Annotated in this window: 14 protein-coding genes; all 14 read left to right on the forward strand. The window is 48.6% G+C overall.

Annotation, left to right across the window (positions count from 1 at the left end; genetic code table 11):
* Positions 1-208: hypothetical protein (locus QEP11_RS05910; RefSeq protein WP_284335719.1), on the forward strand; the 208-nt coding region annotated here is incomplete at its 5' end.
* Positions 205-2544 carry a M23 family metallopeptidase gene (locus QEP11_RS05915; protein ID WP_284335720.1) on the forward strand — a complete coding sequence of 780 codons (2340 nt, stop codon included), beginning with the start codon at positions 205-207 and terminating at the stop codon, positions 2542-2544. The genes QEP11_RS05910 and QEP11_RS05915, both read left to right, overlap by 4 nt.
* 1 nt (position 2545) lies before the next feature.
* Positions 2546-3079: a hypothetical protein gene (locus QEP11_RS05920; protein WP_284335721.1), complete on the forward strand. Its 534-nt coding sequence runs from the start codon at positions 2546-2548 to the stop codon at positions 3077-3079.
* Between the two features lie 277 nt (positions 3080-3356).
* Positions 3357-3611 carry a hypothetical protein gene (locus tag QEP11_RS05925; protein ID WP_284335722.1) on the forward strand — a complete coding sequence of 85 codons (255 nt, stop codon included), beginning with the start codon at positions 3357-3359 and terminating at the stop codon, positions 3609-3611.
* A 69-nt stretch (positions 3612-3680) separates the two neighbouring features.
* Positions 3681-3992 carry a hypothetical protein gene (locus tag QEP11_RS05930; protein ID WP_284335723.1) on the forward strand — a complete coding sequence of 104 codons (312 nt, stop codon included), beginning with the start codon at positions 3681-3683 and terminating at the stop codon, positions 3990-3992.
* Between the two features lie 192 nt (positions 3993-4184).
* Positions 4185-4631 (forward strand): hypothetical protein, encoded by a 447-nt coding sequence (locus QEP11_RS05935; RefSeq protein WP_284335724.1) that lies wholly within the window; start codon positions 4185-4187, stop codon positions 4629-4631.
* 621 nt (positions 4632-5252) lie between these two features.
* Positions 5253-5645, forward strand: a complete 393-nt coding sequence (locus QEP11_RS05940; protein ID WP_284335725.1) for a hypothetical protein — start codon at positions 5253-5255, stop codon at positions 5643-5645.
* A 254-nt stretch (positions 5646-5899) separates the two neighbouring features.
* Positions 5900-6352: a hypothetical protein gene (locus QEP11_RS05945; protein ID WP_284335726.1), complete on the forward strand. Its 453-nt coding sequence runs from the start codon at positions 5900-5902 to the stop codon at positions 6350-6352.
* 582 nt (positions 6353-6934) lie between these two features.
* Entirely contained in the window at positions 6935-7354 is a 420-nt protein-coding gene (locus QEP11_RS05950; RefSeq protein ID WP_284335727.1) for a PepSY domain-containing protein, read from the forward strand.
* 25 nt (positions 7355-7379) lie between these two features.
* Positions 7380-7856 carry a DUF2271 domain-containing protein gene (locus QEP11_RS05955; protein WP_284335728.1) on the forward strand — a complete coding sequence of 159 codons (477 nt, stop codon included), beginning with the start codon at positions 7380-7382 and terminating at the stop codon, positions 7854-7856.
* Between the two features lie 10 nt (positions 7857-7866).
* On the forward strand, positions 7867-10074 hold the full coding sequence (locus QEP11_RS05960) for a PepSY domain-containing protein (protein ID WP_284335729.1): 2208 nt from the start codon (positions 7867-7869) through the stop codon (positions 10072-10074).
* On the forward strand, positions 10055-11032 hold the full coding sequence (locus tag QEP11_RS05965; protein ID WP_284335730.1) for an FAD:protein FMN transferase: 978 nt from the start codon (positions 10055-10057) through the stop codon (positions 11030-11032). Before QEP11_RS05960 ends, QEP11_RS05965 begins: the two co-directional genes overlap by 20 nt.
* Before the next feature lie 704 nt (positions 11033-11736).
* Positions 11737-11865: a hypothetical protein gene (locus QEP11_RS05970; protein WP_284335731.1), complete on the forward strand. Its 129-nt coding sequence runs from the start codon at positions 11737-11739 to the stop codon at positions 11863-11865.
* A 611-nt stretch (positions 11866-12476) separates the two neighbouring features.
* Complete coding sequence (locus tag QEP11_RS05975) at positions 12477-13850, forward strand: diaminobutyrate--2-oxoglutarate transaminase (RefSeq protein WP_284335732.1); 1374 nt, start codon at positions 12477-12479, stop codon at positions 13848-13850.
* Position 13851 lies beyond the last annotated feature (1 nt).

The following is a 13851-nucleotide window of genomic DNA, read 5'->3' on the forward strand; positions in this document are numbered from 1 at the left end:
GGTCAGCATTGAGCTTGATGGCAGCAACATCACGCTGAACATGCCTGCCACGCTGGACATCAAGGGCTCCACCAAGAGCTTTGTGGGGCCGGGCAGCTCTGCGGCGCAGTTGCCCGACTTGCCGGTGGGCAACGTATCACTTGAGCCACCACGGCTGACACCTCCAGTCCATAAATTCATTTTCTCGGTTAGCCCTAGCAAGCAATGATCATCAGCCCACCTTTTCTGTCGAGAACAGATACTGCTGTCTACGACGAGCAATGTGTACGTAGTGTGATGTCCGGGGGCATTTTGGGTAGCGGTGGATTCCCCCTCGGCCAAGCCATGGTCTGGCATGGCGGCGCTCACATCACAGCCCCCAACGCCAATGAGCCTGTGCGGGCTATTGCAGATGGCATCGTGATCTTCCGGCGTGAAGGCGGTACCGCCGAATACGACGGTCAGCCGCACTCCACCGGCTGCGTCGTCATTCGCCACACCACAGAAATCGGTGCTGACCCAGGAACCAACGGCGCTACAGCGGTTGAAGTCACCTACTACTCCATTTACCAGCACCTGAGAAAGCTGGACGCTGCCTTGCCAGCACTCAACCAGCCCATCTACCGCAAAGACAAACTGGGTCTGGCAGGTGATATTCACGGGCAACCCAACCGCATCCACCTGGAAATCATTGCTGGCGATGCAGACACGCAAAAGCTGGTGGGCCGCAATACAGCGGAGCTACCCCTCAACCAAGACGGACGCTCCAACACGGTCTATGGGCAGCTCTATGTTTTGCTGCCCGCCCAAAGCGTATGTCACGCCACGCAGCCAGGAAACTCTCCGTTGCCAATTGCGAGTGGAGACAGCGGTGATGCAGACTTGATCATCGGCATTCAATATGAGCAAGGCCACGCCACACTCACCACCTACCAGCTCACGGGAGAGATTGTTGGCAGTGCTCCGGTCGAAACCGATGCCGAATACCGGCTCTACGCTGAGGCCAACCAACGCCACGCTGCGCTCAGCCCTAATGAGCGAGCCAACAGCAGCCCTAGCGGCTGGTATGAACTGCTGCGCTTTGGCCGCAACCTGGGTCCCGATCCATTGCCTGCCCATGCTGAGCATTGGCGCAAGGTCGTTTTACCCAGCCATCCCCAAGGCGCGTGGGTCAACCTCAACGCAGCAGGCACCTACAAATTCAGTGATGCGGATTTCCCGCACTGGATGGGCTGGAAGCTCATAGACGACGATACCGAGGACAACAACAGCCAGTGCAACTCGGCCCTGATTGATGCCATGCTCTCACCAGCCGCCCAGCCCAAGACAGCGCCTGCTGGGCCACCCAGCCTCATCGGCCCATCAACTCCCCCGCCACAAGCCCCGGAAACCGCACAAACCACGCCCGAGCAAAGAGCGGCCAACCGATTGCAAAACCTGTGCAAGCCTGACGTGCAAGAAAAACTGGCCAAAACAATTTGCAAGTTCCCCACCGAATGGGCCAAAAACGAACTCAGAAGCAGATGGGCATGGATCAAAGCCAAAGGCAACCCTTACATGCCGTTTCCGCTGGACGACGAAGAGTTCGAGAAAGTAGTGACATTTGCAGAAAAACTATGCTTTTGGGAAGACCTACCCCAGGAAGACAGGGACAGGCTGACTTTTACACACTGGCATTTTCATCCACGCGAATTTATTGCGCATTTTAGAAAGTGTGGGTGGTTGAGTGAAGATGAGCTCGCACAAACATTTCCAAGATATTTTTTTTATGAAAAATCCGGAAATAAGTATATCGCTCACAAAACAGGCAACCCTAATATTTATCAAATAAATAGTACTCAAGCAAAAGAAAGAATTGGTAATTATAGATTACCTCTTTGTAGAGTAATGAGAAAGTATTTAATCTCCAACCCCCAAAGAATAACAATGTTTTTAGCCCAGATTTTCTTGGAAACTGATCGCTGGCGGACAATGGAGGAATATGGTTATGGCGCTGAAAATAAAAATATACCTATGGCTAAATACTATTCAGCATTTTACGGTAGAGGAGTCATGCAGTTGACTTGGGCTGGAAATTATGATGATTATGGGAAATACCGATCAAAGCACGCTCTCCCCGATGTACCTAATGGACGTTACAATGACAGGCTTCAGAGAATAAACACTACATCCACACACTATTTCGCTGACCCAACCTTACGTGATAAAAAAGGAGTGATTATAGGTGTTTCAGGGACTGCAAGAGTATGGTTTCCTCGCTATGATCCGTCTACGGTAAAAAATGACCCATATGCAGCATGCGACAGCGGTGGATTTTATTGGGTAAGTCGTTCTACTGGTAATAAAAATATAAACATTAATCGTGTGTGTGATCGTGCTTTTGATGGGCAGTCTATCGGTAGAGTAAATGTCTTGGTAAATGGAGGAGGGAATGGCTATTTTGATCGACAAGCCTACTCTCAATTCATTTTTCGCAGTTTATCTGACTCCGTTGAGGAGGAGGTCGCTAAAGAATATGTAACGCCGCGTGGAATAATACTGGTAGATTTTTCTAGGATCCAATAGAATGATTAGGCTCATTTTTTTAATAATTGCTTTTTATATGCCTGCTTATGCGGATCAGCAAGAAGTAGATGAAATAATATATTTTGCAAGTTCAAAGCTAAATACAAAGAAGATACTTAACCAAATTTCAAAAAAGAATAATATTCAACTTAAATATCTGCGTATTCCAAAGATTGGGGTCCAAGAATGGAAGTCTTTAAATAGTCAAGGAATTATCGTTCCAATTAAAGATACGAGCGATGGAAGTTGTTCACTTAATTGGGTATCCGACAATAGATTAGGGAGCTACATCGGATGGCCTTATTGCGATTTTGTGAAAAAACCTGTGTTTTTAGATATCGATGGAGATGGGTTTAAAGACATAATTTACACAATAGATATAAAAACAAGTATTGATGGTCCAATATACACTCATGAATTTTCATTGATATACCGCCTAGATTCAAAAGGATTTTGCCTTAGTAGCGCATCAGTTCCATGGTATGTTTTTAATGGAACTGGTTATTTCACCCCATACACATTGCAATGTCCATAATTTACAAATAAAATTGGAAATAAATTATATTGACCAGCCTAGTAAGAATGGAAGGTTCTAAGACCTATTACTGAAGCCCATCATTCTGGAAGGCTTCTTCAGCTGTCAATCTGCCAGCAAAAATCAACAGCCTCTATAGTTCAATTCTTAATGGGTTTGACTCTAGATGTTGTGTGTATGGTTACGCCATGGTAATACTCACTGAAGCAAAGCTCCCCGATACACGAGGAGAGTTAATGCTTGATTTTCCTGAAGGTTACACAAAAAGGAAGCCTCTATGATGAAATACCTCTTCATCATCATTTCTCTTTTTCAATTAACTGCCGAAGCTCAAGTAGAAAAAGACCGCGCAGAATTTATACGGACAGGGAAATTTGAATCACAAATTGCAAATCTTGGTCCAGGTTGCAGAATAAAATTAGATCTCCCTACAGGGGTGAAAATTGGCCAAGGAGATCAAAGAAAAAATTACAAAGGAATTGCTGGTTTTTCAATTGAAATAGGACCTAATTTTTCCCACAATGGAAAATAGGGATTTGATTTCGAATGTTATAGCACCGAAGAAAAACAATTTCATGAGGCTTGGAAAAATAGATCCACAATGGGGGATTATAATTTCATCATTAAAGACGGTAGAAGAATTTACACAGATGAAGATGGCGTTATACGTATTCCGTTTCATTCAGTGAATGCGGAAGGCTGGACACTTTTATTTGATGATACAACAGGAGAGGAGCGTTTTCGCCTAAGACATCTGTGGTATTGCATAAAATATAAAGAAAGCGCTATTTGTGGTAGCAGTGAGATAGGATATATTGACTTTATAAAAAATAAAAAAAATATTGATATCCCATCTTATTCTTTCAGAATTTTAGAGAGCATTGAATTTTTGGAAGATGTAGTACCAAATTAGTGGTTTTGCATTGTCTTTAAATTATAGGCAAATGCTTCATAACGATGAGTAAATTACACGAATAGGGGAGTCTGAAGGGAAGATGATTTTACATATTCATGGGATTTCTTTGATGTGAAATCAACTTTATAATTCAAGTTAATGTTAAATGTTGTTAGATATAATCTTTTGGCCTATTTTTTAAGGACTGTGATGCTTTTGAAAGTGGCTATAATTTCTTATTTTTTATTTTCTAATCCTGTATTGGCTAAAACAAATGATTTACCTATTGAAATAAAAATAAGCAAGAAAGCAACATTAAATTCGGAAAAAAATTTTCTAGAGATAATAAATAAAAATGTCGGAGAAGATTATCAATTATATGCGCTGATGACGGTAAGAAGTAATGAATCTTTTATTCATATAGCTAGTTTGAATTTGGAAAACTACTGTAGCATAATTTTTTACAAAGAATCTGAAATTCAAATAATATTTGAAGAGCCTTTCTGTGTGTGGAGTAAAAAACCATTTTTCTCGAATAAATTAAAAGAAAATTTAATATATTTCCCCATGAAGATGAAAGCATATTCTGATGACTTTCCTGGAGATTCGGAAGTAAGTATAAAAATTAACACGGATCCATTGGGTTTATCATTTTGAATCATGTGTGATATAGAATGAAAATATATTTAAATTAATTTAAGGGTTTTGATTTATATATAGATTTTTAAGTTAACTTGATTGTTTTTGCAATGAGTCATGTTTAAAAATGATAAATAATATTTACTATGAAAGGTTCTGCAGTGGTGAATCTGCCAGCAAAAAAATCAACAGTATTCTATAGCTCAAGCCTTAATGCTTTCCACTCTAGATGTTGTGTGTATGGCTACGCTATGGCAATACTCACCTCCCAATGCACAAGGAGAGTTTGTACCCAATTTTCATGAAGGCTATACAAAAGGCATTGCTAAATAATGATATTAGGGAGATGTTGAATCAATCTTCTTGTGGTAAAGTATATTTTATTTTAAATTGTCGCCGTTTGCTTAGGGTGCTAAAAATCAATGACTTGCCAATTATTTATAATGAAGAAATGATGCTTCTAAAATTTTTGGTAGGAAAATTCTGGTTTTTGTAAGTGTTTGTAAAGATTGGGTGAATCACTTTTCTTAATCAGGTGAAATATTTAAATTATTGAACCACATCAGTTATGCTATGCGGATATTTTTACTAAAAAATTTGATATTGTTCATTTTTCTATTCTCTCATGCTTCTTACTCGATGAGTTCTGAGTTTAGAGTTTGTTTTGATACGCATACATGTGTTGAAACGAAAGAGTCAGAAGTCAAAAAAACATCAATAGATAATAGAATTGAAGATTTGCTTGAAAAAGCAGAATACTTTCGCCTTATACCCGACACAATAAAATATGTAAATGGGATTTACTATAGTGTAGGAATAATCAGGACAAAATCCAACCCAGATTCACCGGAGAAGTTTTGCGGTGCAGGTTATGAAGATTACTTGGTATTTCTAGAATTTAACAAAAAGACTCTCAATCTTCTGGATAAAATAATTATACAAAGCTGTTTAAATTCAATATCATTAATTTCTGATGCTGGTGATGATCCGGAGAAATCAATAAAAGCAAAGTCATCACCTATATCAATTTAATATGAAGCAAGCTCACCACCTGATTTTAAATTGAAAAAATATAGAATTACGATAAGCAATTTCAACTTCAAAAAAGAGATTGTAAATTATTTTCCATAAAGTATAAATTAATTTTTCTATAAATAAATATGTTGTGTATGACGTGATTAAGATCTTAAAATTTTTTTAATATTGGTCCATACTCCTGTAAATGGCAATTGGCGAATTTATTCGTTAATGGAAAGTAAACGCTATGAACAACACACAGGCAAACAATGAAACATAGAAAAATATATCGAGCTATCACCTTTGCTTTTCTTATGAGCTTGTCAATTTTCATTGTCAATCATTCTTTAAAAATCTATCAAGAGAAAAGTAAACCACTGGTATATAAACTAGAGTTTCCGTTAATGCTCACTGGTGCTGGAGAGGTGAAACAAACATATCTTCTCCCGAAAGGGACAAGTCTTTACTACGATCAGAGCTTTCCGGAAGGGTTTGCAAGATATAAGGTTTACATCAATGTAGAAGGAGTAATGCTTGAGCCCAAACAAGTGACAGAAAAATTCTGGTTAGATCCTCTTACTGCATTTCCAATTGGCGCAGAGCAACTCAAACAACTTCTGTTTGAATATCCTTTGTCTAAAGAGGATCTTGTTGCAGTATTAAATTCAAAATCTCTATCAAAAGAAGATATTCGATCATTGCTTGAGGAATACAGCAAATAGAGCAAGAAATTGCTTAGACATCAGCCCCTTGTTTGTATTCGACGTGGATAGATTGAATGTCATTGCGTAAACGGCTACCGTTGTAGTGAGTTGCGGGCATGTGCGTATTCGCACAATCTCTACTGCACACGATCAACCAGAGGCACTACAACAACTCGAAGTTGACAGTGGCTGTTTATGGACTTGACTGAAATAGGTATCAGTATCAATACCGAAAACCAAATTGATATCTGTTTGGAATGATCGACCAAAAGCTGGGCGATTCAACGGCGGCTAATTAGTTGGCGCGTTGTATGCTGAATAAGTCAAAGAGTTAACACGCCGTTCAGCTTACATTCATAACGGTATTGCCAAAATGCCACTCAACGGGGGAGCAATTACCGTTTGCATGACAAATTTGTGCAGGAATTGCATCAATGGTTGATCACTGCAGCCATGGAGACCGTCACGCTTTCGGGCTTGGCGTGACCTTCTCACACGCTGTAGTCCTTGATGTGCTGGGTAGGGCTCCTGCGTCTTCATACAAGAGATCGCCTGCACGGCGAGCTGTCATGTGCAAGCCCTTTTTGATAGGAGCCTTCCATGGAACACCCTCAGACTTTGCGCCATGTCCTGCTGGCCTTGTCTCTAGGCTTGGGTGCTATGCCCTCATGGGCCGGTGACGATTGCGATGCACCTTTGCATCGCTGGCAAACGCGGGAAGCTGTGCGAGATATGGCCGCTGCTCAAGGGTGGGAAATCCAGCGGCTGAAGATTGACGATGGCTGCTACGAAATACGTGGCACAGATGCACAAGGGCGCAGCTTCAAAGCCAAGATTGATCCGGAAACATTGAAGGTGTTGAAGATCAAGCAAAGCAAGCATCAGCGCGACCACAAACGTGACCGAGACCGCGATCACGAGGCTTCAAGTCGCTACACCCAGCCGCAATCTCCAGATAACACCGCTGAGCCAACGCCTTTGTCCAACCCTGGCACTTTGCCCAGGGGGCAAATCGAGTAACCGCCATTCCAACAGGAGCAATACCATGTCCAAACCTCTTTCGACTATTTTGGCTACCGCTTGTGCGCTGGCCTTTCCTGCACTGGCGCAAAGCCGCCCGCTGACCCTGACCGCCCAGCTCAAGAACTATGGAGGCGATGGCGCTTACTTGGCTGCGTATCTGACCGATGCCAATGGTTCCTATGTGCGTACGCTCTGGGTGGCAGGAGGCAAGGCCAAGTACTACAAGCATTTATCTGACTGGAACCGGCTTTCTGCTGGTGATACCAAACGCCTGGACGGAGTCACTGGCGCAAGCGTGGGCGCAGGACGTACGCTGAAAGTCACAATGGATCTGGCAGATGCACTGATTGACGCAGGTTATGAAATTCGCATTGATGCTGCCGTGGAAGACATGCGAGACAGCCCTTCGGAGGTTCGCGTTCCGCTGACCTCAAGCAACGTCGGCAAGCCGCAGGCTGGCAAGCAATACATCCAGTCGGTGAACTTTCAATTCCAGTAAGAGGCTTCTCATGGGTTGGAAAGCAATCCACCGCTGGCTGGGCCTGACTATTGGCACATTGGCCATGATACTGGGTGTCACAGGTGCCATCCTGGCAATAGACCCGGTGCAACAGGCGTGGCATGCACCTGCTGCGTCGGACGATTTGTCCGTAGCTTTACTGGTAGAGCGCGTGACCCGCAACATCACGGGGGTAGAGGAGGTTCGTCGCTTGCCCTCGGGTTCCATCGTGGTGTTCAGCTTTGCTGATGAGCAGCCTCAGGCGTTTTATGTGGATCCAGGCGATGGCAGGGTGCTGGACACGTGGCAACCATCAGTGTTGCCGCGCTGGGTGAAAAATTTGCACCGGTCACTGCTTTTGGGTGATGCAGGACGCTGGGGAGCCGCGGGCACAGCGTTGACCATGGGCCTGTTGTGCATCTCTGCCGTGGTGCTTTTGCTAAGGCGTATGGGTGGCTGGCGACGGCTGGGGGCACGAGTGCGTGGCACGCTGGCGCAGCGCATCCACGTGGTCGCAGGCCGTGTGTTGCTCGCATTTCTATGCGTGATATCGCTCACGGCGCTGACCATGAGTGCCTCGACGCTGGGGTTGATAGAGCTTGATTCCAGGGTCGAGCCTGAGGTCTATTCCGAGATAAACAGCAATCCTGCCTTGTCTGGCGAGCAGCTTGCGCCTCTGCAAAGCATGGCGGTGCAGGATTTGCGCAAGCTGAACTTTCCCGCCGCCACGGACCCGGAAGACACCTGGAATATCACCACATTCCAGGGACAGGGCTGGATAGACCAGTACTCCGGCAAGATGCTAGCCTGGCAGGATGCAACCCTTGCACAGCGCATTCACGATCTGGCCGTGGTGCTCCACACGGGCGAGGCTGCGTGGCTCTGGGCCGTGGTGCTCGGATTCACAGGCGCCAGCGTGCTGCTGTTCTGGCTGTCGGGCCTTGTCATCTGGTGGCAGGCACGCCTTCAGATGCCGCACATCACTGGCAACACTCCGCTGGCACAGGCAGACGTGCTCATCTTCGTGGCTAGCGAAGGTGGCAGCACCTGGGGATTTGCCCAGACGCTGCAAGACGCTTTGCGCCAAGGCGGCCACTGTGTGCACACGAGTGCATTGGAGAATTTTCAAACCACGCCTGCTACGCGGCAGGTGTTGGTGCTTGCTGCCACCTATGGAGAAGGCCAACCTCCGGCGCATGCCAGCCACGCGCTGGAGCGGATCACCAAGCTCAGTGCCAGCGCAGTTCCGGTCACAGTGCTGGGCTTTGGCGACCGGCAGTTCCCGGCCTTCTGCGCTTTTGCCAAGGCGCTGGATGAGACGCTGCGCACACATGGCTGGCCTGCGTTGCTGCCGCTGGAGTGCATCCATCAGCAATCGGGCCAGCAGTTCGCACGCTGGGGCTTGGCCCTGGCGGAAGCGCTCGGCGAACCCCTTGTGCTGGAGCATGTACCACGCGTACCTCCTACTGTGGCGCTCACGCTCATCGCGCGGCAAGACTACTCCGGTGCTACCGGGCAGGCGACGGCGATCCTGCGCTTTGCGTGGCCAGCACAGAGTCTGTGCGCACGCCTGCTCGGACGCGGTCTGGCGCGGTTTGCAGCAGGTGATCTTGTGGGCATCGTGCCTCCGGGCTCGCCTGTGCCACGCTATTACTCTCTGGCCTCGGGCTGGAAAGACAGGTTCGTGGAAATCTGCGTGCGCCAGATACCCTCCGGCCTGTGCTCCACACATTTGCTGGGCTTGCAGATGGGAGACAGCATCCGCTGCTTCATCCGGCCCAACCCCAGCTTTGCACTGCCGCGATCACGACGCCCCGTGCTGCTGATCGGCGCAGGCACAGGCGTGGCGCCACTGGCCGGCTTCATCCGCAGTAACGACAAGCGCAGCCCGATGCACCTGTACTTTGGCGGACGCAACCCGGAAAAGGACTTTTACTTTGCTCCCGAAATTCAGCTCTGGCTGGAACAAGGGCGTCTGACGACCTTGCACACGGCGTTCTCCCGCGTGCCCGACGGCGGTGGCTATGTGCAAGATGCTCTGCGCCGAAATGCCGACCATGTATGCAAGCTAGTGGCACAGGGAGCCATTGTGCGAGTTTGCGGCAGCCGCGCCATGGCGCAGGGTGTGTCCGAAGCACTGGACTCGGTGCTTGCGCCACTGCAGCTGAGCGTCTCGGCGCTGAAAGCCAAGGAGCGCTATGCCGAAGATGTCTTCTGATTCCGCTACTGCCTTGCAGCGAACCACCTTGCACGGGCCGACCATGGGAACACGCTGGTCTGCCACCATTGATGCCGAAAACACCGTGAACCTGACGGTCTTGCACCAGGACCTCTGTGCTGTGGTGGCGCAGATAGACCAGCAGATGTCGCCCTGGAAGCCGGACAGCGACCTCATGCGCCTGAACCAGGCGACCGTGGGCGACTGGGTGAACCTCACCAAGGAAATAATGGAGGTGCTGGACTGTGCGCTCGATGTCCAGCGTCTGAGCGCAGGTGCCTTCAATCCATGCGTTGGGGCGTTGGTTGATGCCTGGGGCTTTGGCGCGGTGCGTAATGCTCCTGATGCGCAGGCGATCCGCGCAGCACGCCAGTCCATGCTTCTTGCTGCGCACGGATGCCTGGAGCTGGAAAAGTCCATGGGTCGCGCGCGCAAACATGCGCCCTTGCAACTCGACCTGTGCGGTATTGCCAAAGGGTACGCAGTGGATCGCATAGCCCATGTGCTGCAACAACACGGTGTGCGCCATGCGCTGGCTGCACTGGACGGCGAACTGCGCGCCGTGGGCAGTCAGGCCAGCGGCCACCCCTGGGCCGTGGCGCTTGAAAGCCCGGAAGATTCGCACCGGGCGGTGCACGCAGTCATTGAGCTGGAGGAGCTGGCTGTAGCCACTTCCGGTGACTACAGACACTATGTGAAAGTAGGCTATGCGCGCCTTGCTCACACCATGGACGCACGCCGCTGCGCACCCGTGAACAACGCCGTGGCCTCAGTCACCGTACTGGCGCCCACCTGCATGCAAGCGGATGCCTGGGCCACGGCCTTACTTGTAGCAGGCGCTGACGAAGGCCTGGTCATGGCACAGCGTATGGGGATGGATGTGCTGTTCCTGGTGCGCTGTGCCGAAGGGTTGATGGAGATGGGACTGGGCCGGTTTGCTAAAACTGCGGCCCCGTGAAGCCTTGCATGTCACGCTCACTGAAGCGCGCAGCAAGCTGCTCAATATCAGTCATCGAGTGATCGCACTGCCCAATGGTGTGTCTGCTGATCCAGCAGAAGGCACTGTCCAGCAATAGGAGAGTTGCGTTATAGGGAAGTTCATGGGGGGCAACAACTGAATTTCCGCAAGCCATTGAGCTGCATGACGATTAATGCTGACTTCCGCACCCCAAAATTCGTCGCTGCTGCACTGCCAGCATCGCCGCTCAGGTGACCGCTAGGTGGCCTGTAGCCGATAGATTGCGATGCGACCATGTGCAATTGCTACCGTTGCAAAGCAGATCAAGGGGGCAGAGGGTTGTTTCAGGCTGATTGCGGTCTTTCAGCTCACATATGCCAATGACTGCTGATGCTCAGGGCAGTCATTGAACTAATGCTTCTTCAGTGCTCTGCTCATTGCCCGAAAGCTGTTTAGGAAAAGCTGGTCGATTCAACCCTGTCATATCCTGCCTCTTCAGTTCGATATGACTCCAAGCCTTAGATTTCGCACTTCTTCATACTAGAGATTCTCATTGTGAACTCTCTACTTCTTAAGACACTGGTTATCCGGGGGGATGCCACGCGCCCTGGTGAAATCGGGCAATTTGTGTAAAATGCCGCGAAAGTTAGTTCTGACTTTGGTAGTTAGCTCTCCTTTTGGAAGCTGTATTTATCTTGTTGCTTATGCAGACTCGTGCACCCACGACGCTGGGTATTGACTTTGTGACTTCCAACTCAGCAATGCTGTGGTGCATTCGCACCCATGTTGCACGCCTATTGCCACTGCAAGGCAAGCTGGCGCACTCCCGCTAACTGCGAACATCTGACTACGCACGATGGGTCTGCGGCGATCCTGCCGTTGAGGTAGGTGAAGTAATTCGCCCACTGCTTTCCCTCTGCAGCCTACTTCCCTCCAAAGCACCTGTTGGCATCCCATTGCTGCTATAGCAGGATGCATGTCGGCATGTCTGCACAACGCCTTGGCTGCGTTCGCATGCAAACGCGTATGGATGGTCTGCAAGCCTGTCGTGCACGCTCTAGCCCCACATTACCCACGATTCCAAGATCGCCAGCATCCGCGCGACACGGTGCCCGTGTTGTGTGCTTTGCTGCTCTTGAATGCACGCGGTGATTGCGGCTGCGACTACCTGTGAACAATGCGTCGGAGCCGCATCAATATGGTGATGCGTCTCCATCTTAGCCATTATCTTTATTTAAAAGTTAACGATGGCAGGATTTGTTTCATACCTTAATTTTTATTCATGGCTTTGAAATGATGTGAAAAAAATTCGGTTCATGAATAAAACAGCTTCATTTTTTAACGGTTTTCAAGAAAGAAACCATCTGATAGATCAAACACACCGAGTCTACGATAGCAATATCAAAGACTTTTTTTTAACCCATATCAGAGACTGAAATTAGATATGAGCCTTGCATTAGTAAAAACCACTTCTCGATCAACCAACGAATATTATTTGACACGTCAAAACCAAATGGAATCGAACGTGCGTAGTTATCCACGCAAATTACCGTTGGCCATTGCCAAAGCCCACGGCTGCTGGGTGACCGACGTGGAGGGCACTGAGTATCTGGACTGCCTGGCAGGCGCGGGTACTTTAGCTTTGGGACACAACCATCCAGCAGTGATTGAAAGCATTCAAACCACGCTGGCCAGCGGGTTGCCCTTGCATACGCTTGATTTGACGACGCCACTCAAAGATGCGTTTACCGAAGCTTTGCTGGAACAATTACCCGGTGGCAAAGACGCGTATTGCCTGCAGTTTTGCGGCCCATCGGGAGCAGATGCGACCGAGGCGGCCATCAAGCTGGCCAAAACTTTTACCGGCCGCAGCTCGGTGATTAGCTTTTCAGGCGGTTACCACGGCATGACGCACGGCTCTTTGGCCATGACAGGCAATCTGTCTGCCAAAAATGCGGTGCATGGCTTGATGCCCGGCGTGCAATTCATGCCTTACCCCCATGAATACCGCTGCCCACTGGGAATTGGTGGTGAAGCAGGCGTTGATGCCTTGACCTATTACTTCGAGAACTTTATCGAAGATGTGGAAAGTGGCGTGACCAAACCTGCTGCTGTGATTTTGGAAGCCATTCAAGGCGAAGGTGGTGTGGTGGTAGCACCTACCAAATGGCTCAAAAAAGTCCGCGAAGTGACCGAAAAACACGGCATTGTGTTGATCTTGGATGAGGTGCAAGCTGGCTTTGCCCGCTCCGGCAAGATGTTTGCCTTCGAGCATGCGGGGATTGAACCGGACATCATCGTAATGTCCAAAGCCGTTGGGGGCAGCTTGCCACTTGCGGTGCTGGGTATCAAGCGCAAGTTCGATGCATGGCAGCCCGCAGGCCATACCGGCACGTTCCGCGGCAACCAGATGGCTATGGGCACAGGCATTGCCACACTGAAAGCCATCCAAGCGCAAAACCTTGCCCAAAATGCCCAAGCGCGTGGCGATTTTCTTCAAACCGAACTGAAGAAAATGGCAGCGGAATTTCCCTGCATTGGCAATGTGCGTGGTCGTGGCCTCATGCTGGGTATTGAAATTGTGGACGAGAGTCAGCCCCCAGACCACATGGGTTCGTTGCCTGCCGATGCCGAGCTGGCGGCGGCCATTCAAACGACATGTTTCAACAACCAGTTGCTGCTGGAAAAGGGTGGGCGCAATGGCACAGTGATTCGTTTGCTATGCCCGCTGATCATCACACAAGCCGAGTGTAAAGAAGTGCTGGTGCGCTTTAAGCGCGCAGTAGCGCAGGCGCTGGTCGCGGTACGCGGAGCATAAA

The sequence above is a fragment of the Comamonas halotolerans genome, assembly GCF_030162935.1.
GTDB lineage: Bacteria > Pseudomonadota > Gammaproteobacteria > Burkholderiales > Burkholderiaceae_C > Comamonas > Comamonas halotolerans.

Excerpts from the sequence above, each read along its gene's own strand:
- QEP11_RS05975 (WP_284335732.1), top strand. The coding sequence starts at position 12,477 with ATGAGCCTTGCATTAGTAAAAACCACTTCTCGATCAACCAACGAATAT.
- QEP11_RS05970 (WP_284335731.1), top strand. The coding sequence starts at position 11,737 with ATGCAGACTCGTGCACCCACGACGCTGGGTATTGACTTTGTGACTTCC.
- QEP11_RS05930 (WP_284335723.1), top strand. The coding sequence starts at position 3,681 with ATGGGGGATTATAATTTCATCATTAAAGACGGTAGAAGAATTTACACA.
- QEP11_RS05955 (WP_284335728.1), top strand. The coding sequence starts at position 7,380 with ATGTCCAAACCTCTTTCGACTATTTTGGCTACCGCTTGTGCGCTGGCC.
- QEP11_RS05960 (WP_284335729.1), top strand. The coding sequence starts at position 7,867 with ATGGGTTGGAAAGCAATCCACCGCTGGCTGGGCCTGACTATTGGCACA.
- QEP11_RS05945 (WP_284335726.1), top strand. The coding sequence starts at position 5,900 with ATGAAACATAGAAAAATATATCGAGCTATCACCTTTGCTTTTCTTATG.
- QEP11_RS05965 (WP_284335730.1), top strand. The coding sequence starts at position 10,055 with ATGCCGAAGATGTCTTCTGATTCCGCTACTGCCTTGCAGCGAACCACC.
- QEP11_RS05920 (WP_284335721.1), top strand. The coding sequence starts at position 2,546 with ATGATTAGGCTCATTTTTTTAATAATTGCTTTTTATATGCCTGCTTAT.
- QEP11_RS05940 (WP_284335725.1), top strand. The coding sequence starts at position 5,253 with ATGAGTTCTGAGTTTAGAGTTTGTTTTGATACGCATACATGTGTTGAA.
- QEP11_RS05935 (WP_284335724.1), top strand. The coding sequence starts at position 4,185 with ATGCTTTTGAAAGTGGCTATAATTTCTTATTTTTTATTTTCTAATCCT.
- QEP11_RS05950 (WP_284335727.1), top strand. The coding sequence starts at position 6,935 with ATGGAACACCCTCAGACTTTGCGCCATGTCCTGCTGGCCTTGTCTCTA.
- QEP11_RS05915 (WP_284335720.1), top strand. The coding sequence starts at position 205 with ATGATCATCAGCCCACCTTTTCTGTCGAGAACAGATACTGCTGTCTAC.
- QEP11_RS05925 (WP_284335722.1), top strand. The coding sequence starts at position 3,357 with ATGATGAAATACCTCTTCATCATCATTTCTCTTTTTCAATTAACTGCC.